General features: G+C 66.7%; 17 protein-coding genes. 9 read left to right on the forward strand and 8 right to left on the reverse strand.

Annotated features, from left to right (window positions below):
• Together PHR85_RS12010 and PHR85_RS12015 are read left to right on the forward strand one after the other, a co-directional pair.
• The coding region (locus tag PHR85_RS12010; protein WP_300054644.1) for an IS4 family transposase at positions 1-109 on the forward strand (109 nt) is incomplete at its 5' end.
• Positions 110-399: 290 nt separating this feature from the next.
• A complete protein-coding gene (locus PHR85_RS12015) occupies positions 400-1,029 on the forward strand; it encodes a hypothetical protein (protein WP_300054592.1) in 630 nt (209 codons plus the stop codon).
• Between the two features lie 253 nt (positions 1,030-1,282).
• Here the strand turns inward: PHR85_RS12015 and PHR85_RS12020 are convergent, their stop codons facing one another.
• On the reverse strand, positions 1,283-2,413 hold the full coding sequence (locus tag PHR85_RS12020; protein WP_300054594.1) for an ISAs1 family transposase: 1,131 nt from the start codon (positions 2,411-2,413) through the stop codon (positions 1,283-1,285).
• A 254-nt stretch (positions 2,414-2,667) separates the two neighbouring features.
• Here PHR85_RS12020 and PHR85_RS12025 point away from each other — a divergent pair, with 254 nt between their 5' ends.
• Genes PHR85_RS12025 through dut form a run of 4 tightly spaced genes read left to right on the forward strand, consistent with a single transcriptional unit; the run spans position 2,668 to position 7,066 of the window.
• A complete protein-coding gene (locus PHR85_RS12025; protein ID WP_300054596.1) occupies positions 2,668-3,576 on the forward strand; it encodes a polyprenyl synthetase family protein in 909 nt (302 codons plus the stop codon).
• A gap of 53 nt (positions 3,577-3,629) precedes the next feature.
• Complete coding sequence (gene dxs / locus PHR85_RS12030; RefSeq protein WP_300054597.1) at positions 3,630-5,504, forward strand: 1-deoxy-D-xylulose-5-phosphate synthase; 1,875 nt, start codon at positions 3,630-3,632, stop codon at positions 5,502-5,504.
• Positions 5,501-6,580: an ABC transporter substrate-binding protein gene (locus PHR85_RS12035; RefSeq protein WP_300054598.1), complete on the forward strand. Its 1,080-nt coding sequence runs from the start codon at positions 5,501-5,503 to the stop codon at positions 6,578-6,580. Before dxs ends, PHR85_RS12035 begins: the two co-directional genes overlap by 4 nt.
• A 36-nt stretch (positions 6,581-6,616) precedes the next feature.
• Positions 6,617-7,066 (forward strand): dUTP diphosphatase, encoded by a 450-nt coding sequence (gene dut / locus PHR85_RS12040; protein WP_300054600.1) that lies wholly within the window; start codon positions 6,617-6,619, stop codon positions 7,064-7,066.
• Positions 7,067-7,136: 70 nt separating this feature from the next.
• Here dut and PHR85_RS12045 read toward each other — a convergent pair whose 3' ends face one another.
• Positions 7,137-7,679: a peptidylprolyl isomerase gene (locus tag PHR85_RS12045; protein ID WP_300054602.1), complete on the reverse strand. Its 543-nt coding sequence runs from the start codon at positions 7,677-7,679 to the stop codon at positions 7,137-7,139.
• A 14-nt stretch (positions 7,680-7,693) separates the two neighbouring features.
• Between PHR85_RS12045 and PHR85_RS12050 the strand changes: the two genes are divergently transcribed.
• Complete coding sequence (locus PHR85_RS12050; protein WP_300054603.1) at positions 7,694-8,842, forward strand: cupin domain-containing protein; 1,149 nt, start codon at positions 7,694-7,696, stop codon at positions 8,840-8,842.
• Between the two features lie 619 nt (positions 8,843-9,461).
• On the opposite strand, the gene bamC is transcribed toward PHR85_RS12050, so the two are convergent.
• The 5 genes from bamC to PHR85_RS12075 form a co-directional block, all read right to left on the reverse strand.
• Positions 9,462-10,493, reverse strand: a complete 1,032-nt coding sequence (bamC, locus tag PHR85_RS12055) for an outer membrane protein assembly factor BamC (RefSeq protein ID WP_300054645.1) — start codon at positions 10,491-10,493, stop codon at positions 9,462-9,464.
• 154 nt (positions 10,494-10,647) lie between these two features.
• Positions 10,648-11,535: a 4-hydroxy-tetrahydrodipicolinate synthase gene (dapA, locus tag PHR85_RS12060; protein ID WP_300054605.1), complete on the reverse strand. Its 888-nt coding sequence runs from the start codon at positions 11,533-11,535 to the stop codon at positions 10,648-10,650.
• 38 nt (positions 11,536-11,573) lie between these two features.
• Positions 11,574-12,182, reverse strand: coding sequence for a bifunctional 2-polyprenyl-6-hydroxyphenol methylase/3-demethylubiquinol 3-O-methyltransferase UbiG (locus PHR85_RS12065; RefSeq protein ID WP_300054606.1), 609 nt, complete (start codon positions 12,180-12,182; stop codon positions 11,574-11,576).
• Positions 12,183-12,192: 10 nt separating this feature from the next.
• Entirely contained in the window at positions 12,193-12,318 is a 126-nt protein-coding gene (locus tag PHR85_RS12070) for a hypothetical protein (RefSeq protein ID WP_300054607.1), read from the reverse strand.
• Complete coding sequence (locus PHR85_RS12075; protein WP_300054608.1) at positions 12,315-13,550, reverse strand: MFS transporter; 1,236 nt, start codon at positions 13,548-13,550, stop codon at positions 12,315-12,317. Before PHR85_RS12075 ends, PHR85_RS12070 begins: the two co-directional genes overlap by 4 nt.
• 111 nt (positions 13,551-13,661) lie before the next feature.
• Here PHR85_RS12075 and PHR85_RS12080 point away from each other — a divergent pair, with 111 nt between their 5' ends.
• Both PHR85_RS12080 and PHR85_RS12085 read left to right on the forward strand, forming a co-directional pair.
• The gene (locus tag PHR85_RS12080) at positions 13,662-15,650 is read left to right on the forward strand and encodes a DNA topoisomerase IV subunit B (RefSeq protein ID WP_300054610.1); all 1,989 of its coding nucleotides are present in this window, start codon (positions 13,662-13,664) and stop codon (positions 15,648-15,650) included.
• Positions 15,651-16,055: 405 nt separating this feature from the next.
• Positions 16,056-17,327 (forward strand): transposase, encoded by a 1,272-nt coding sequence (locus PHR85_RS12085; RefSeq protein ID WP_300054612.1) that lies wholly within the window; start codon positions 16,056-16,058, stop codon positions 17,325-17,327.
• A gap of 76 nt (positions 17,328-17,403) precedes the next feature.
• Here PHR85_RS12085 and PHR85_RS12090 read toward each other — a convergent pair whose 3' ends face one another.
• A complete protein-coding gene (locus PHR85_RS12090) occupies positions 17,404-18,204 on the reverse strand; it encodes an SHOCT domain-containing protein (protein WP_300054613.1) in 801 nt (266 codons plus the stop codon).
• Positions 18,205-18,256 lie beyond the last annotated feature (52 nt).

Below are 18,256 nucleotides of genomic sequence, written 5' to 3' on the forward strand. Positions count from 1 at the left end.
ACGAAAGGGTGACGGAGAACCGGGAGCCAAGGCGATCTGGCTGGGCATGCAGGATGTGGCCGTCTTTGTCGAAGGCATACGGTATGCGCGCCAAGCCGGTGGGATCTGACTTATGTATAACGGGATGGGCTTCAGGGCATCGGGAGTCAGCACGACCGGCACAGGCGCAGTTCTCCAAAATTTCTTGCAACTTGGTGGCATTTGCCTCATGCTTATTGGCGGACTTGATTGGTGGATATTCTCACGTGGTCGGTAGCATAGTGTTTTGAGTTCTTGTAATCAGCACGTCGTACCCTCTAGCCGCGTCATCGCAATGCCGTCCGACCTGATAATCCTTAGCTGCACCTGACTCGCCTACGGCGAGCCGGTGAACTAACACGTTAGCCTCCAGGAGAAAGTATGCAGAGTTACCTCTACCTCAATGAGAATCGTATCAAGAGCGTATTCTCTCAGTTAACGGATGGGCTAGTCACTAAGACGAATGTCGAGTCGTCAAAGTCCGTCGAAGCCGGGATTGGCGCGAGCCTGCTGGGGATGCTCACACCTTCACTGAAGGCGACCAAGGCTGGAAAGCAGTCAACAGAGAAGGTGATGGCACCCGAGAACATGGTCGCACACCTCATAAAGATCATTCCCAAAACGGGGAAGGCCAAGTTGCTTACTACACAAGAGGACTGGAGATCTGTGTATAAAGGAGATCTAGTTGTGTTTCATGGAGAACTCGAATTCGATTCATTTGGGCATACAAAGCAGGAACTCTGGGATGCCTCATGCGAAGAACTGGGACAACGGAAGTTGCGTCACGACCTTCGACTAAAGGGCCAGATCGGCGGAAAGTATGTTGAGATACCTTTCTCATCTAACTGGGTAACAGGCCCGTCTCAATTCACGATGCTTTGTCACGCGGAGTTTGATTCACTAGAGGGCCTTGCAATCGTCATGACAGACCCGGAAAGCAAGCCGGTAATGCTTCAGCCGTTGGCATTTGGGAATTGTTTCATTGCGCCCGACGGAGAAACTGAAGGCTAACCCTTCATTCCAGCTGACCACCTTCCGCGGACGCTGAATTCAAACGTTGAACGACAGCTTTCCTCAAAGCTCAATGTCGGCATTGGGTCGAAACCTGCCGGTCGCGGCGAAGTTTTTTCTGACCGCTCCTAGCCTGAACCCGTCATCGACTCAACGGGTTCGGTGGTGGTCAACTGCTGGCAGATTTCCGTCGATCATTGCACATACGGTGTGCTCAGTCACGCCCATGACTATCGTTCCCAGGGCGATCGCGCTATGTTGAGTCTGGCGAGATTTGACCGAACAGGATCTGCTGGCGGTAGTCGAGGCTGGTGCCGGCGCGCATCTTGCGCCGGCGTATGCTCACGTTGCTGCTGTCGTTGTCGCGCAGCAGGTTCAGCGCGGCCCGGCGAATGACGGCCAGATTGGCCGCCGAATGGTCCTTGCGCGCCCGATGGGCATCCTCGCCGAACTGCACGTCCAGCACCCAGTGCTGCTGGTTCTCGATGCGCCAGTGCTCGCGTATCGCCTGCGCGATGCGCGCGGGCTCCCTGATCGAGCACAGGTAGTAGCGCCGCTGCACGCTGGCATGCAGACGGGCCTTGCCGGCAGGCTCGCGCGTGGACTCCACCATCGCCACGGCCTTGAGCCCCGCCCATTCGGGCTTGGCTTCGAGCCAGTCGAGCTCGGTGCTCACGACCACGCGGCGCGTCTCCAGCCGTCCATGCTCCTTCTCGACGGACTCGACCTGATACACATCGCCGCTCGCATCACAGTAATCGAGCCAGCTCGCGACGTCCTCGTGCAGCGTCGGGTGGTTGTCCTTGAGGGCCAGCACATAGTCGGCCTTGTGCTCGACGATGGCCTGTGCGACCGACTTCTGGCAGCCCATGGCATCGATCGTCACGACCGCGCCGGCCAGCTCGAGCTGGGCCAGCAGATCCGGAATCGCGTTGATTTCGTTGGACTTGTCCGCCACCGCCTGCACGCCCAGCACCAGGCGCGCCTGCGTGGCGAACGCGCTCATCAGATGTACCGGTGGCTGCTGCCCGTCCCGACTCCCTCGCAGGCTTTTGCCATCGAGCGCGACCTGCTGCCCCGCCAGAGCTGGCAGGGACTGCCGCATCCACTGACCAAAGGCGCTCGCAAACGCCTGGCGATCGATGCGTCCCATCACGTCGCTCAAGGTGTCGTGCGACGGAATGCCGTTGCGCAGCTCCAGGAAACCGCGCAGCCAGGTCTCGTTCTCGCAACCGAAGTCCTCGATACTGACCCAGTCCTCGAAGCCGCACAGCACCGCGCACAGCGTGATCATCACGATGTCCTCGAGCTTGTGCAGCTTGTTGCGGGTCTGCCGCCTGGGGTCGGGCAACTCGGCGAAGTAGGTCTGGGGGTTGGCAAGCATGCCTTCAGTATCCACCCGGCCAGCTCAATAGCCCAGTCTCAGATCATTCCCGGGCTACATAGCGCAATCGCCCTAGGCCAATCCGGCCCGGATCGAGCACGTCGGTTGGCAGGCTCTAAAATGAGACTTTTGACTTCCTGTCGCCTGCGGCCCATTCCCGCAGCGGCCTCATTCATGGCCTCTATCCTTGCGCTCCGGGAGCTTGTCCCGTCCGCCTGCCGTTTCGGCCTGCCCCTCAAGCGGGGGATGGCGCAATGAGCGGGACCTCCGCCGATTTCAGCCAATGGAGCACGGCGCGTCTGGCCGAGGTCGAGCGCCTGCTGGAGCAGTGGGTGCCCGCGGCGGCTCCGGCCGGCCTGGGCGCCGCGATGCGCTATGCGGTGCTCGACGGCGGCAAGCGCCTGCGTCCGCTGCTGGTGCTGGCGACCGCCGAAGCGGTGGCCGGCGCGCTGCCGCCTGCGGGCGCCGCCGCCTGGCGCGCGGCCTGCGCGCTTGAGCTGATCCACGCCTACTCGCTGGCGCACGACGACCTGCCTTGCATGGACAACGACGTGCTGCGGCGCGGCAAGCCGACCCTGCATGTGCGGTTCGGCGAGGCGCTGGCGCTGCTCGCGGGCGACGCGCTGCAGGCGCTGGCCTTCGAGCTGCTGTTGCCGCCAGAGGCCTCGCTGGAGCCGGCGCTGATGGTGCGTCTCTGTCGCCTGCTGGCGCGGGCCGCGGGCTGGGACGGCATGGCCGGCGGCCAGGCGATCGACCTGGCCGGCGTGGGCCAGCTGCTGGACCAGACCCGGCTGGAGGACATGCACCGCCGCAAGACCGGCGCGCTGCTGCTGGCCAGCGTCGAGATGGGCGCCGTCGCCTCCGGTGCCAACGAGTCCGCGCTGCAGGCGCTGGGCCGCTATGGCCGCGCGCTCGGGCTGGCCTTCCAGGTGGTCGACGACATCCTGGACGTGACCGCCGACTCGGCCACGCTGGGCAAGACCGCCGGCAAGGACGCCGCCGCCGACAAGCCCACCTTTGTCTCGCTGCTCGGGCTGGAGGCGGCGCAGGCCTATGCCGACCGCCTGCTGGCGCAGGCGCATGAGGCGCTGGAACAAGCCGGCCTGCGACGGGCCGATCACCTGCACGCCATCGCTGACTGGGTCGTGCGCCGCAATCACTGACAAGCCAGCCGCTGCGCTGCCTGCCGACCCTCGCTACACGAGAACCCCGAACAATGACCGGTTTGCTGTCCACCATCGATTCTCCGGCCGATCTGCGCCGACTGACGCGCGCCCAACTGCCCGCGCTGGCGACCGAGCTGCGCGATTTCCTGCTGCACAGCGTCGCGCGCACCGGCGGCCACCTGAGCTCCAACCTCGGCACGGTCGAGCTGACCATCGCGCTGCACTATGTCTTCAACACGCCCGAGGACCGCATCGTCTGGGATGTGGGCCATCAGACCTATCCGCACAAGATCCTGACTGGCCGGCGCGAGCGCATGGGCAGCCTGCGCCAGCTCGGCGGCATCAGCGGCTTTCCGCTGCGCAGCGAGAGTCCGTACGACGCCTTCGGCACCGCGCACTCGTCGACCAGCATCTCGGCCGCGCTCGGCATGGCGATGGCTGCCAGGCAAAAGGGTGAGGACCGGCAGGCGATCGCCGTCATCGGCGACGGCGCGATGACCGCCGGCATGGCCTTCGAGGCGCTCAACAACGCGGGCGTGCTCGACGGCAAGCTGCTGGTGATCCTGAACGACAACGACATGTCGATCAGCCCGCCGGTCGGCGCGTTGAATCGCTACCTGGCCCAGCTGATGAGCGGGCGCTTCTACTCGGCGGCCAAGCAGGTTGGCAAGCAGGTGCTGGCCAAGGCGCCGCACCTGTTCGAGCTGGCCAAGCGGCTGGAGGAGCAGGCCAAGGGCCTGGTGGTGCCGGCCACGCTGTTCGAGAAGTTCGGCTTCAACTACATCGGTCCGATCGACGGCCATGACCTCGAATCGCTGCTCCCGACGCTGGAGAACATCAAGCAGCTCGAAGGCCCGCAGTTCCTGCATGTGGTGACCAAGAAGGGCCGGGGCTACGACCTGGCCGAGGCCGACCCGGTGGCCTACCACGGCCCGGGCAAGTTCGATCCCAAGGTCGGCCTGCAGCAGCCGGCCACCGCCCCGAAGCCGACCTTCAGCCAGGTGTTCGGCCGCTGGCTGTGCGACATGGCCGCGCATGACCAGCGCCTGGTCGGCATCACGCCGGCGATGCGCGAGGGCTCGGGCATGGTCGAGTTCCACCAGCGCTTCCCGGACCGCTACTACGATGTCGGCATCGCCGAGCAGCATGCGGTCACCTTTGCCGCCGGCCTGGCCTGCGAGGGCATCAAGCCGGTGGTCGCGATCTACTCGACCTTCCTGCAGCGCGCCTACGACCAGCTGGTGCACGACGCCGCGCTGCAGAAGCTGCCGATGGTGCTGGCGCTGGACCGCGCCGGCCTGGTCGGCGCCGACGGCCCGACCCACGCCGGCGCCTACGACATTCCCTTCCTGCGCTGCATCCCCAACGTCAGCATCGCCTGTCCGGCCGACGAGGCCGAGTGCTACCGCCTGCTGTCGACCGCCTACGCCCAGGATCACCCGGTCGCGGTGCGCTACCCGCGCGGCAGCGGCACCGGTGCCGCCTTGCCCGATGACCTTGCAGGGCTGCCGTTCGGCAAGGGCGAGCTGCGCCGTCAGGGCCAGCGCGTCGCGATCCTGGCCTTCGGCACCCTGCTGCAGCCGGCGCTGGTGGCCGCCGAGGCGCTCGACGCCACCGTCGTCAACATGCGCTGGGCCAAGCCGCTGGACCGCGAGCTGCTGCTGCAGGTCGCGCGCAGTCACGAGCTCATCGTGACGATCGAGGAGGGCGCGATCGCCGGCGGCGCCGGTTCGGCGGTGCTCGAAGCCCTGCAGGTGGCGCGCCTGCCCTTGCCAGTGCTCCAGCTGGGACTGCCCGACCGCTTCATCGAGCATGGCGACCACGGCCAGCTGCTGACCGGGCTGGGCCTGGATGCCGAGGGCATCGAGCGCAGCGTGCGCGCCTGGCTGGCGCCCGCCGAGCCGCAGCCAGGAGTCGCAGCTTGAGGCGTCGCCGCGTCGTGCAGCAAGCCGGCCTGGCCGGCATCCTGGCCGCCTGCGCTGCGCCGGCCGTCCATGCCCAGCCGGTCGTGCGCTGGCGCCTGGCCACGGCCTTTCATGCCACGCTCGACGCCATTCATGGCGGCACCGAGCAGTTCGCGCGTCAGGTCGGCCTGTTGTCGGGCGGTCGGCTCCAGGTCACCCTGCTGCCCAACGAGGAGCCGATCCCGCATCTGGCCCAGCTTGAGGCACTGCAGCAGGGCGAGATCGATGCGTTGCACGCGGTGCCCAGCTATTTCGTGGGCCTCGACGAATGCTTTGCCTTCGACAGCGCCATTCCCTTCGGCCTCAACAGCCGGCAGATGAACGCCTGGCAGCTCGAAGGCAATGGCCTCAGGCTGCTGCGGGATTTCTACGCGCCGCACCAGATCGTCAACTTCCCGATGGGCAACTCCGGCGCGCAGATGGGCGGCTGGTTCCGGCGCGAGTTGCACTCGGCGGGCGATCTGCAGGGGCTGCGCATGCAGATCGACGGACTGGGCGCGCGCGTGCTGCAGGCGCTAGGCGGCTCGCCGCAGCAGATGGCGATGGGCGAGCTCGTCGGTGCGCTGGAGCGCGGCGCGCTCGATGCCGTTGAATGGGTGGGGCCCCACGACGACCGCAAGCTGGGTCTGGGCCGGGTCGCGCGTCATTACTACTACCCGGGCTGGTGGGAAGGCGGATCCCAGCTCAGCCTGTACTGCAATCTCAAGGCCTGGCGCGCCCTGGCGCCCGAACTCAAGGCCGTGGTCGAGGCGGCTGCCCAGTGCGTCCATGCCACCATCCAGGCGCGCTACGACCTGCTCAACCCGGTGGCGCTCAAGCAGCTGGTGGCGGCGGGCGCCAAGGTCAAGGCCTTTCCGCTGCCGGTGATGGATGCGGCCTTCAAGGCTTCCAGCGCGCTGCATGCCGAACTGTCGCGCCGCAACCCGAACTGGCGGCGCATCCATGCCGATTTTTCCGCCTTCCGGCGCGAGCAAAACCTCTGGCACCGGCTCGCCGAGGCTTCCTTCGACCGCTACATGCAGTCGGCCCGGCTCTGATGCCCTCTGATGCCAGGCTCAATTCACCCATTCAAGATGCAAATCGACGTCAAGATCCTCGACCCGCGGCTCGCGCAGCAGCCGCCCGCCTACGCCACGCCCGGCAGCGCCGGCCTCGACCTGCGCGCCTGCCTGGAGCAGCCGCTCACGCTGGCGCCCAACGCCTGGCAGCTGGTGCCGACCGGCATGGCGATCCATCTGGCCGATCCGGGCTTTGCGGCGCTGATCCTGCCGCGCTCGGGCCTGGGCCACAAGCATGGCATCGTGCTGGGTAATCTGGTCGGGCTGATCGACAGCGACTACCAGGGCCAGCTGATGGTCAGCGCCTGGAACCGCAGCGAGGTGGCGTTCACCATCGAGCCGATGGAGCGCATTGCCCAGCTGGTGATCGTGCCGGTGCTGCAGGCCAGCTTCAACATCGTCGATGATTTCGCTGCCGCGACCGAGCGCGGCGCTGGCGGCTACGGCTCGACCGGTCGCGGTTGAGTCCTGGCTCCTGACCCCAGCTACCCGGCGCCGATCGGCCGCCGGGTAGCGGGCCGGTGGCTGGTCGTCCTCAGTGCAGGGTCTGGCCGCTGCTGTTGACCAGGCCCTGGTTTTCCGAGGCCTGGCCGCCGAGGCGGAAGAAGCCCGTGCCCATCGTGCCCTGGCCGATCTCCTCGGCATAGGCCTCGCGCACCTCGTGCACCTTCAGCTGCAGCCGCAAGGCGATGCCGGCCAGCGGGTGGTTGGCGTCGAGCACCACATGCTCGGGGTAGATTTCGCTGACGAAGTAGACCAGGTCGCGCGGCGCCTCCGGGTTGCAGCCCTCGGGCAGGCCCTCGAAGGTCATGCCTTCTTCCAGCTCCTGCGGGAAGGCCGCGCGCGGCTCCAGGAACAGCTTGCGGTCGTCGAAGTCGCCGAAGGCGTCCTCGGGCTCCAGGTGCAGCTCGAGCTCGGCCTCGGGCTCCAGGCCCTGCAGTTTTTCCTCGATCTTGGCCAGCAGATCGTCGCCGCCGAGCAGGAATTCGACCGGCTCGTCGAGTTCGTCCAGCGTTTCGCCCAGGGTGTCTTTGAGCGTCCAGGTCAGCGACACGACGCATTGTGGAGTGATTTTCATCGCACAATTGTCCCATGATCGCCACCTATCTGCCTTTCCCCCCCGAGTCCGACCAACCGCTCGCCTTGCTCGGCGGCCTCACGCCAGCCCAGTTCATGCGTGACTACTGGCAGAAGAAGCCGCTGCTCGTGCGCGGTGCCTTGCCCGGCTTTCAGCCCCTGCTGTCGCGCCCGCGACTGTTCGCGCTGTCCGGCCAGGACGATGTCGAGTCGCGCCTGATCGTGCAAAAGCCCGGCCAGGGCTGGACGCTCAAGCATGGGCCTTTCGCCAAGTCGGCCTTTCCGGCCTTCAAGCAGCCGCACTGGACGCTGCTGGTGCAGGGTGTCGACTTGCACGACGACGGCGCGCACGCGCTGATGCAGCAGTTCCGCTTCCTGCCCGATGCCCGGCTGGACGACCTGATGATCTCCTGGGCCAGCGAGGGCGGAGGCGTCGGTCCGCATTTCGACAGCTATGACGTGTTCCTGATCCAGGCCCAGGGCAAGCGCCACTGGCGCATCGGTCGCCAGGACGACCTGAGCCTGGAGGACGACGTGCCGCTCAAGATCCTGAGCCACTTCAAGGCCGAGGAGGACTATGTCTGCGAGCCTGGCGACCTGCTCTACCTGCCGCCAAAATACGCCCATGACGGCGTGGCGATCGAGGGTGAGTGCATGACCTACTCGGTCGGTTTCCGGGTGCCGCAGCGTGGCGGCCTGGCCGGCGAGATCGCGCAGCGCCTGGCCGATGATCACGAGGACGAGACGCTGTACGAGGACCCCGACCAGCCCGCGACCCGCCAGCCCGGCCGCATCCCGGCCGGTCTGCAGGCCTTCACGGCCGACGCGCTGCGCCGCCTGCTCGAACAGCCCGAGGACATGGCACGCGCGCTGGGCGAAGTCATGACCGAGCCCAAGCCCAAGGTCTGGTTCGACGAGCCCGAGGGCGACTGGGAGCCCGACGCTGTTCGGCTCGACCGTCGTACCCGCATGATGTACGATGAGCGCCATGTGTTCATCAACGGCGAGGCCTACCGTGCCGGTGGCGAGGATGCCGAACTGATGCGCCGCCTGGCCAATGAACGGCGCCTGGACGCGGCGGCCGTGCGTGACGCGAGCGAGGATGCCCAGGCGCTGCTGGGCGAGTGGTTCGTGGCGGGCTGGCTGCACGCGCGGGAAATCTGAGCCCGACCGGCCGGCCGGCGCTGCGATCCCGGGGCGCCTGTTGACAATTTGCTACAAAAAAAGGGGGGATCAGGGTTATCCCTCTCTTATTTTGGCGATATGATTGAAAATGAACTTGTGATCACTGACTCCGCTTGTCAGCATCGCGAAAGTTTCACTGGCGGCCATACCAGGATGGTGGCACCAGCTGATTCAAATGATCGTCCTGGTTGATTTTTTTTGGACCGTAACATGAACAAGACTCTCGTTATCGCTGCTCTGATGGCTGCCGCTGCTCTGTCCGCTTGCGGCAAGAAGGAAGAAGCTGCTGCTCCGGCACCGGCACCCGCACCCGCTGTTGAAGCTCCCGCTGCTGCTCCGGCCGCCGCCCCGGCTGCTCCGGCCGCTGAAGCTGCTCCCGCCGCCGCTCCGGCTGCTGAAGCTGCTGCTCCGGCTGCTGCTGCTCCGGCCGCTGAAGAGAAGAAGTAATCCCTTCTGCTCCCGGCAAGGAAACCGCCGCAAGGCGGTTTTTTTTCGCCTGCTTGATGTCCCCAGCCGAGCTGTCGCGGATTCATTTCCGGACACCGACGGAAAAAACAGCCCCTGTAAAGGGGCCGTTGCGCTGGATGCAAGCCGTGGCTTACTTCAGCTCGTCGGCCAGCAGTTGCAGGATCTTCCTGGCCGGAGCCGACCCGTCAGGCTGGCCGGCGGCGTCGAGTACCGACACGGTGCTCTGGGAGGCCGCGCTGTCGACCTTGATGCGGTAGCGCTGCGGCGTGGCATCCTGGGACTTGGAGCCGAACAGGCTGGCGAAGAAGCCGGGCTTGTCCTTCGCGGTGTCCGCTTCGCTGGGCACATAGCGCACGAAGTAGACGCCCTGCGTGCGGTCGCGGTCCTCGACCGTGAAGCCGGTCCGGTCCAGCGCCAGGCCGACGCGGCGCCAGGCGCGGTCGAAACCCTCGCTGACTTGAAGGGCGGACACGCCGTCCACGCTCGCGAGTCTGGAGGCCTGGGGCTGGGTCCCGGTTGTCAGCACGGCCTTGGCCTGCTCGGCCGAGGTGCCGAGCTTGATCATCAGACGGCGCAGGAACTCGGCTTCGAGTTCGGGGTCGGACGGGCGCGGCTGCCAGGCGGTCGACTCCTTCTTGTCGCTGGTGTAGACCTCCTGCATGCCGCGATGGCTGATGTAGATCTCGCTGTCGCCCTGGGCATTGCGCTCGATGCGGGTGCGGAACTTGTCGCGCTCGCCGCTCGAATACAGGTTGTCGAAGACCTTGCCTATGGTCTGGCGGATGAAGTCCTGCGGGATCTTGGCGCGGTTTTCATTCCACTCGGTTTCCATGATGCCGAGATTTTCCTGCTCAAGCGTGAGGGTGAAGCCGCTTTCCTCCCAGAACGATTTCAGCGGCTCCCAGAGCTTCTCGGGCGCGCGGTCGATCACCAGCCAGCGCTGGCTGCCGGCGCGCTCGATGCGCAACTCCGACTTGACCGGAGCCGCCACGACGCCCGCCGTGGCCTGGGCCGCTTTCGGCGCCTGCATGCTGGAGGCGGTGACCGAGGCACCTGGCGCGATGTAGCGGGTGTCGCGGCTGAGCTGGGTCAGGTCGGGCGGCACCTCAAGGGTGCTGACTTTCTTGGCGCTGCGGTAGTCGATCTTTTCCTCATCGAGCATGGCGCAGCCCGTCGCCAGCAGGGCCGCCAGGCTGACGGCTCCCCAGCGCAGGGCAGCGTGGGGGCGAGGGTCGATTCGGTGGCCGGCTTGGCGCTGAGAGGAGGGCAAGGTCATACAGGCAGTGGCTGGGTCAGCGAAAAAATAGGGACTGGTTTCAGAGCAGGCCGCAGGCGCGCAGCGCCGCCTCGACCACCGGCTCGCAGCCAGCCGACAGCCGGGTCATGGGCAGGCGCATGGCGTCGTTGCACAGGCCCAGGCGCTTCATGGCCCACTTGACCGGGATCGGGTTGGCCTCGACGAAGAGGTGCTTGTGCACCGGCAGCAGCTGCAGCTGGATCGCCATCGCGCGCTTGACGTCGCCGGCAATCGCCGCGACGCAGAGCTCGTGCATCAGGCGCGGCGCGATGTTGGCCGTCACGCTGACGTTGCCCTGGCCGCCCATCAGCATCAGGCCGACCGCAGTCGCGTCGTCGCCCGAGTAGACCGAGAAGCTGGCCGGGGTTTCCTTGATCAGCCACTGCGCGCGCTCGAGGTTGCCGGTGGCCTCCTTGATGCCGAAGATGCCGTCGACCCGGGCCAGGCGCAGCACGGTGTCGTGTGCCATGTCGGCGACCGCGCGGCCCGGCACGTTGTAGAGCATGACCGGCAGGTCGCCGCCGGTGGCTTCGGCGATGGCCTTGAAGTGCAGGTACTGGCCTTCCTGGGTCGGCTTGTTGTAGTAGGGCACGACCTGCAGCTGGCAGTCGGCGCCGACCTTGCGCGCGAATTTCGCGAGCTCGATCGCCTCGGTGGTCGAGTTGGCGCCGCAACCGGCCAGGATCGGCACCCGCTTGGCGGCCTGTTCGACCGCGACGCGGATGATCTCGCAGTGTTCCTCGACGTTGACGGTCGGGGATTCGCCGGTGGTGCCGACCACGCCGATGCAGTCCGTGCCTTCGGCGATATGCCAGTCGATCAGCTTGCGCAGCGCCGCGTAGTCGACGCTGCCGTCCTCATGCATGGGAGTGACGAGGGCGACGATGCTGCCGGTGATGGGTTTCATGGGCGGAGTCTCGAGAGTTTTGAATATCGACTTACATTCTACCCAGCGCCGTGCAGGGCATGGCGGGGCGGCGCGACGGCTTTGTCACCAGTGGTGACGGCTGGTTCTGCCGCGCCGCTCTCGCGCACCGCGGCGATGCGCTGCACATAGCGCTCGGGATGGGTCAGGAAGCCGTCCTCGTAGGCCACCACGCGCAACTCGGCACAGGCCCGCAGCAGCTCGCCAGGCTGCAGCAGGAAGTCGGGCCGCGATGGCCGGCCGACGCTGGCGTTGCCGTGGGCGAAGGTTTCGTGGATCAGCAGGCCGCCGGGCGCCAGGCTGGCCAGGATGTCGGGCCAGAGCGGGCGCCAGAGGTAGTTCGTGACGACGACCGCCTCGAACTCGCGGCCCGCCAGCGGCCAGGGGCCGTTCTCGAGATCGGCCCGCAGCGTGCGCACCCAGGGCGCGAGCTCGGCCAGGCCGGCCAGTGCCTGCGCGTCGCGGTCGACCGCGGTCACCTGGTGGCCCTGTCGCATCAGCCAGCGACTGTGGCGCCCCGACCCGCAGGCCAGGTCCAGTACGCGCGCGCCGCCGGGCCGGTCGGGAACCAGATGGCCCCAGCGGCGCACCCAGTCGGAGGGGGCCTGTGTGTTGTGCTCGATCGTCATGTCCCGGATTCTAGAGACAGGACCAGATCAGGTCGGCCATGTCGCGCATGAAGTCCGGTTGCCGGTAGAGCGAGAACACGCCCAGCAGCGCCAGCAGGCTGACGCTCCAGAGCAGGACGCGCAGCCACGGTGTCATGGCGCGCTGGTGGCGACGCGTTGCGGCGCGCGCGGGATCGCGGTCTCGCGCACCGGCAGGCTGACGGCGGTGGCGAGCAGGCCCAGGCCGATCGAGATCAGCCAGACCAGGTCGTAGTTGCCGTTGCGGTCGTACAGCAGGCCGCCGAGCCAGACCCCCGTGAAGCTGCCGACCTGGTGGCTGCAGAACACGAAGCCGCTGAGCATGGAGAAATGCCGCACGCCGAAGATCTGCGCGACGATGGCATTGGTCGGCGGCACGGTCGACAGCCACAGCAGGCCCATGCAGGCAGCGAACAGGTAGACGCTCCAGGGCGTCAGCGGCGCCAGCAGGAACAGCGTGATCGCGACCGAACGCGTGCCGTAGATGCCTGCCAGCAGGTAGCGCTTGGGCCAGCGCTGGCCCAGCAGGCCGACGCCGTAGCTGCCGAAGACGTTGAACAGGCCGATCAGTGCCAGCGCGGTGCTGGCGACATGGGGTGCCAGGCCCTGGTCCCTGAGGTAGCTCGGCAGGTGCACGCCGATGAAGACGACCTGGAAGCCGCAGACGAAGTAGGCGGCCATCAGCAGGCGAAAGCTCGGATAGCTGGCCGCCTCGCGCATGGCTTGCCAGATGCCCTGGTGCTGTGCTGCCGCGCCCGGTGCAGCTGCAGGCGTGGCCGGCTCGCGCAGCAGCAGCGCCAGCGGCGCGATCAGCAGCGTGGACGCGCCCAGCACCAGCAGCGCCTGCTGCCAGCCAAAGCTGCTGATCAGCCAGCCCTCGGTCGGCACCAGCAGGAACTGGCCGAAGCTGCCGGCTGCCCCGGTCAGGCCCATGGCCCAGGAGCGCTGTTCCGGCGCGATCTGGCGTCCGATGATGCCGTAGAGCACGCCATAGGTGCTGGCGGACTGCGCCGCGCCGATCACCACGCCGGTGCTGAGCGTGAAGGCCAGCGGCGACTCCGACAGCGCCATGCCGCACAGGCCCAGCGTCCACAGCAGCGCGCCGCCGAGCAGCACCCGCCAGCCACCCCAGCGGTCGGCCAGCATGCCGGCACCGATGCCGAACACGCCCCAGGACAGGTTTTGCACCGCGATCGCCCGCGAGAAGGCCTCGCGCGTCCAGCCCTGGTCCTGCGTGATCGGCTGCATCCAGAGCCCGAAGCCATGCCTGATGCCCATGGCGAGCGTGAGGATCAGGCTGCTGCAGATCAGCAGTCGCAGCAGGGGCAGGTGGCGGGGGGTGGAATTCATGTCTCGATCGATAGGGTTATGGTTATGGCTGGCATTCTAGGTCGTGCGTGCAGTCCGACTCGGGCCAGGGGTCGGATCGGACCCGATCGCTCTCTACAATCGCGCTCCATCATGGCAGACAAACCGAACTCGACGAATTCCGCCGGCATCGCCTACGCCGAGGGCTCGATCCGGGTGCTCAAGGGCCTGGAGCCCGTCAAGCAGCGCCCCGGCATGTACACCCGCACCGACAACCCGCTGCACATCGTGCAGGAGGTGCTCGACAACGCCGCCGACGAGGCGCTGGCCGGCCACGGCAAGAAGATCAAGCTCACCTTGCATGCCGACGGCTCGGTTGCGGTCGAGGACGACGGGCGCGGCATCCCGCACGGCATCCACCCGGAGGAGGGGGCGCCGGTGCTCGAACTCGTCTTCACCCGGCTGCACGCGGGCGGCAAGTTCGACAAGGGCTCGGGCGGCGCCTACAGCTTCTCGGGCGGCCTGCACGGCGTGGGGGTGAGCGTGACCAACGCGCTGTCGACCCGGCTCGAAGTCAGCAGCCACCGCGACGGCCATGTCGCGCGGCTGGTGTTTGCCGGCGGCGACGTGGTCGAGCCGCTGAGCCGCCGCCCGCTGGAGTCCGGCGAGCGCAAGCAGGGCACGACGGTGCGCGCCTGGCCCGATCCGAAGTACTTCGAGTCCGCCGCCCTGCCGTCGGGCGATCTGCTGCAGCTGCTGCGCTCCAAGGCGGTGCTGATGCCGGGCGTCTCGGTCACGCTGGTCAACGAGAAGACCCGGGAGGTCCAGACCTGGCAGTACAAGGGCGGCTTGCGCGACTACCTGCAGCAGACATTGAGCGGCGAGCCGGTGATCCCGCTGTTCGAGGGCGAGGGCCATGCCGACGCCGGTCACGAGAGCTTCGCCGAGGGCGAGGGTGCGGCCTGGGCCGTGGCCTTCACCGAGGACGGCGCGCCGGTGCGCGAGAGCTATGTCAACCTGATCCCGACCCCGTCCGGTGGCACCCACGACAGCGGCCTGCGCGACGGCCTGTTCCAGGCGGTGAAAAGCTTCATCGAGCTGCACGCGCTTTGCCCCAAGGGCGTCAAGCTGATGCCCGAGGACGTGTTCGCGCGCGCCAGCTATGTGTTGAGCGCCAAGGTGCTCGACCCGCAGTTCCAGGGCCAGATCAAGGAAAAGCTCAACTCGCGCGACGCGCTGCGGCTGGTCTCGGGTTATGTGCGCCCCAGCCTGGAGCTGTGGCTGAACCAGCATGTCGACTACGGCAGGAAGCTCGCCGAGCTCGCGATCAAGGCCGCGCAGTCGCGCCAGCGCGCCGGCCAGAAGGTCGAGAAGAGGAAGGGCAGCGGCGTGGCGGTGCTGCCGGGCAAGCTGACCGACTGCGAGAGCCGGGACCTGGCGCACAACGAGCTGTTCCTGGTCGAGGGCGATTCGGCCGGCGGCAGCGCCAAGATGGGGCGCGACAAGGAAACCCAGGCCGTGCTGCCGCTGCGCGGCAAGGTGCTCAATACCTGGGAGGTCGAGCGCGACCGTTTGTTCGCCAACACCGAGATCCACGATATCGCGGTCGCCATCGGCGTTGATCCGCATGGCCCGCTGGATGCGCCGGACTTGAGCGGGCTGCGCTACGGCAAGGTCTGCATCCTGTCGGATGCCGATGTCGACGGCTCGCATATCCAGGTGCTGCTGCTGACGCTGTTCTTCCGCCATTTTCCCAAGCTGGTGGAGGCCGGCCATGTCTATGTGGCGCGTCCGCCGCTGTTTCGGGTCGATGTGCCCGCGCGTGGCAAGAAGCCGGCGAGCAAGGCCTACGCGCTCGACGAGGGCGAGCTGACGGCGATCCTGGACAAATGCGCCAAGGATGGCGTGGCGCGCGAGAAGTGCCAGATCAGCCGCTTCAAGGGCCTGGGCGAGATGAACGCCGAGCAGCTCTGGGACACGACCTTGAGCCCCGATACGCGCCGTCTGCTGCCGGTGCAGCTCGGTGGCCTGAGCTTTGCCGCGACCGAGGGCATCATCACCCAGCTGATGGGCAAGGGCGAGGCGGCGGCGCGGCGCGAGCTGATGGAGCTGCACGGCGACGAGGTCGAGATCGACGTCTGATCTGTGCGGGTGTCTTGCTGGCGTTGTGGCGTGAGCCGGACCGGCGGCCACCTCATGCTGGGGTACCAGAAATCGGCGTCCGCCGGTCCGACCCACGCCGCGCAGGGTGCGGCTTCACGCTGAAGTCGTAGCAATCCGCTTGCCAGTTCTACTCATGCAATGCTGTGGGTAGGCGCCGGTGGCAGGGCGGGCGGACGCCGATTTCTGGTACTCCAGCATGAGGTGGTCGCCCGCCCTGTCACCGGCAACCATGGCAGACCTTGAACAGATCCTGCTGATCGGCATCGAATTGATCGAGATGCGCGTCAAACCCCGTCCTTCAGGACGGGGAAGGATAGCGCGGACGCCGAAGGCGTCCCTGGGACGGTCAGTGCAGCGTCTACCGGACCCCACTATACTGACCCCATGCAGCGCCTGCAGGCATTCAAGTACGAACTGCGCCCGAACTGCGAGCAGGAGCGGCAGATGCGCCGCTTCGCCGGGGCGTGCCGGTTCGTGTTCAACCAGGCGCTGGCGTTGCAGAAGGCGAATCACGAGATGGGCGGCCAATTCATCGGCTATGTGGCGATGGCCAAGCACCTGACCGTGTGGCGCAATGGCAGCGAGACGCCGTGGCTCAAGGACGCCCCCGTCCATCCGTTGCAACACGCGCTCAAGGACTTGGATCGGGCGTACCGGAACTTCTTCGCCCAGCGCGCGGCCTTCCCGCGCTTCAAGAAGAAGGGTCAGCGCGAGAGCTTTCGCTACCCGGACCCGAAGCAGATCCAACTCGATCAGGCCAACGGTCGTATTTTCTTGCCCAAGCTCGGCTGGCAGCGTTACCGCAACAGCCGCGAGGCGCTGGGGACGCTGAAGAACGCCACGGTGTCCTGTAACGGCGGCAAATGGTTCGTCTCGATCCAGACCGAGCGCGAAGTCGAGCCTCCGGTCCCGAAGGCCAGCAGCGCCATCGGCATCGACGTGGGAATCAACCGCTTTGCCACGATGAGCGACGGCAGCCATCTGGTGCCGCTCAACAGCTTCAAGAAGCACGAGGCGCGCTTGCGCCGCCACCAGCGGGCCATGAGCCGCAAGGTGAAATTCAGCCAGAACTGGAAGAAAGCCAAGGCCCGAGTCCAGCGTCTCCATGCCCGCATCGGCAACGTCCGCCGCGACTACCTGCACCAGGCCACGAGCGCCATCAGCCAGAACCACGCGATGGTCTGCATCGAGGACTTGCAGGTCAAGAATATGTCGAAGTCGGCGGCCGGCAGCGCCGAGCAGCCGGGCAAGAACGTGAGGGCCAAGTCGGGACTGAACAAGGCCATCCTTGACCAGGGCTGGGCCGAGTTCCGCCGCCAGCTCGACTACAAGCTGGCCTGGAACGGGGGTCTGCTGATCGCCGTGCCACCGCAGAACACGAGCCGGACCTGTCCCGCCTGCGGTCATGTCTCGGCGGACAACCGGCAGACGCAAGCGAGATTCGCGTGCGTGCAATGCGGTTACGAGGAAAACGCCGATATGGTCGGCGCGATGAACATACTGGCGCGGGGACACCGCGTTGCAGCCCGTGGAGAGGCAGTCAGTCAAGCCAGGCCCGCAAGGGCCAGGCGTGCCGCCTCGGCGAAGCAGGAACCCACCGAAGCGACGGAGTCAGGCGCCATGCCCCTCCGCGCCGTAGGAATCCCCTGCCTTTAGGCAGGGGAGGATGTCAAATCCCGGATTGCCGCATCAAGTCGTGCAGGGAATGGACGATAGCGCAGCAATATCTGCGTCAGAGACGGGACAGCAATTCGGCTTTCTTGCTGCCGTATTCCAGATCGCTCAGCAGGCCGCGTTGGTGCAATTCGGCCAGTCGTTCGATCAGCGTGAAGATATCGCTTTCGCCCGCAAGCGGCCGCGCGGGGGCCGGCTGCCAGGCGCCGGGGTCGCTGGCCAGCGGTGGCTGCGGTGCAGCTGCCACTGGTGTCGCCGGTGTTGCCACCACCTGGCCATCGATGCTGAGCACCGGCAGGCGGTTGACGTCGATCAGGCCGTACTGGCTGTTGAAGCTCAGCGAGCCGCCGTAGCCCTGCTGCTGCGAGATGCCGCCGATCTGGTGGTCTAGCGTGTCGTAGATCGTGACCTGGCCGTTGACCTCGATCGCGAGCCGGTGCGCCTGCGAGAAATAGGCATAGCGCACGCCGTTCTGCGCGCCGCTGCTGTCGGGCCAGCGCAGCTCCGGCCCCCACCAGTCCGGACCCGGCGGCGCGAACAGGCTGGCGCCGTTCTGGTCCTGCGGCTGGACGCTGCCGCGCTGGATCAGGTCGGCCTGGCTGGCGAGCAGGGCGGCCAGCTCGGCGCACAGGTTGTCGACCCGACCCTTGAGGTAGTGGTTGAACATGTCGGACAGCATGGTCATGCCGCCCGCCATCCACTGACCCGAGCCGCCGAATTCGGGGTGGCTGAATTGGGCCATGCTGCCATTGCCGTCGAGGACTGCGTCGAGCATGACCAGTACGGCCTCGACGCTGAAGCCATGGCGCTGCGCGAGCTGGTTGACGGCCTGCTGGCCGGAGGGGGTGAGGGGTCGCATCGTCTGGATCCTGTGGGCCTGGAAATGAATGGGTTGGGATTGTCTTCGATAG

The organism is Malikia sp., from assembly GCF_028687635.1.
Taxonomy (GTDB): Bacteria; Pseudomonadota; Gammaproteobacteria; order Burkholderiales; family Burkholderiaceae_C; genus Malikia.

Excerpts from the sequence above, each read along its gene's own strand:
- dxs (WP_300054597.1), top strand. The coding sequence starts at position 3,630 with ATGACCGGTTTGCTGTCCACCATCGATTCTCCGGCCGATCTGCGCCGA.
- PHR85_RS12045 (WP_300054602.1), bottom strand. The coding sequence starts at position 7,679 with ATGAAAATCACTCCACAATGCGTCGTGTCGCTGACCTGGACGCTCAAA.
- bamC (WP_300054645.1), bottom strand. The coding sequence starts at position 10,493 with ATGCTCGATGAGGAAAAGATCGACTACCGCAGCGCCAAGAAAGTCAGC.
- PHR85_RS12065 (WP_300054606.1), bottom strand. The coding sequence starts at position 12,182 with ATGACGATCGAGCACAACACACAGGCCCCCTCCGACTGGGTGCGCCGC.
- PHR85_RS12080 (WP_300054610.1), top strand. The coding sequence starts at position 13,662 with ATGGCAGACAAACCGAACTCGACGAATTCCGCCGGCATCGCCTACGCC.
- PHR85_RS12075 (WP_300054608.1), bottom strand. The coding sequence starts at position 13,550 with ATGAATTCCACCCCCCGCCACCTGCCCCTGCTGCGACTGCTGATCTGC.
- PHR85_RS12015 (WP_300054592.1), top strand. The coding sequence starts at position 400 with ATGCAGAGTTACCTCTACCTCAATGAGAATCGTATCAAGAGCGTATTC.
- PHR85_RS12025 (WP_300054596.1), top strand. The coding sequence starts at position 2,668 with ATGAGCGGGACCTCCGCCGATTTCAGCCAATGGAGCACGGCGCGTCTG.
- PHR85_RS12020 (WP_300054594.1), bottom strand. The coding sequence starts at position 2,413 with ATGCTTGCCAACCCCCAGACCTACTTCGCCGAGTTGCCCGACCCCAGG.
- PHR85_RS12085 (WP_300054612.1), top strand. The coding sequence starts at position 16,056 with ATGCAGCGCCTGCAGGCATTCAAGTACGAACTGCGCCCGAACTGCGAG.
- dapA (WP_300054605.1), bottom strand. The coding sequence starts at position 11,535 with ATGAAACCCATCACCGGCAGCATCGTCGCCCTCGTCACTCCCATGCAT.
- PHR85_RS12050 (WP_300054603.1), top strand. The coding sequence starts at position 7,694 with ATGATCGCCACCTATCTGCCTTTCCCCCCCGAGTCCGACCAACCGCTC.
- PHR85_RS12070 (WP_300054607.1), bottom strand. The coding sequence starts at position 12,318 with ATGACACCGTGGCTGCGCGTCCTGCTCTGGAGCGTCAGCCTGCTGGCG.
- dut (WP_300054600.1), top strand. The coding sequence starts at position 6,617 with ATGCAAATCGACGTCAAGATCCTCGACCCGCGGCTCGCGCAGCAGCCG.
- PHR85_RS12090 (WP_300054613.1), bottom strand. The coding sequence starts at position 18,204 with ATGCGACCCCTCACCCCCTCCGGCCAGCAGGCCGTCAACCAGCTCGCG.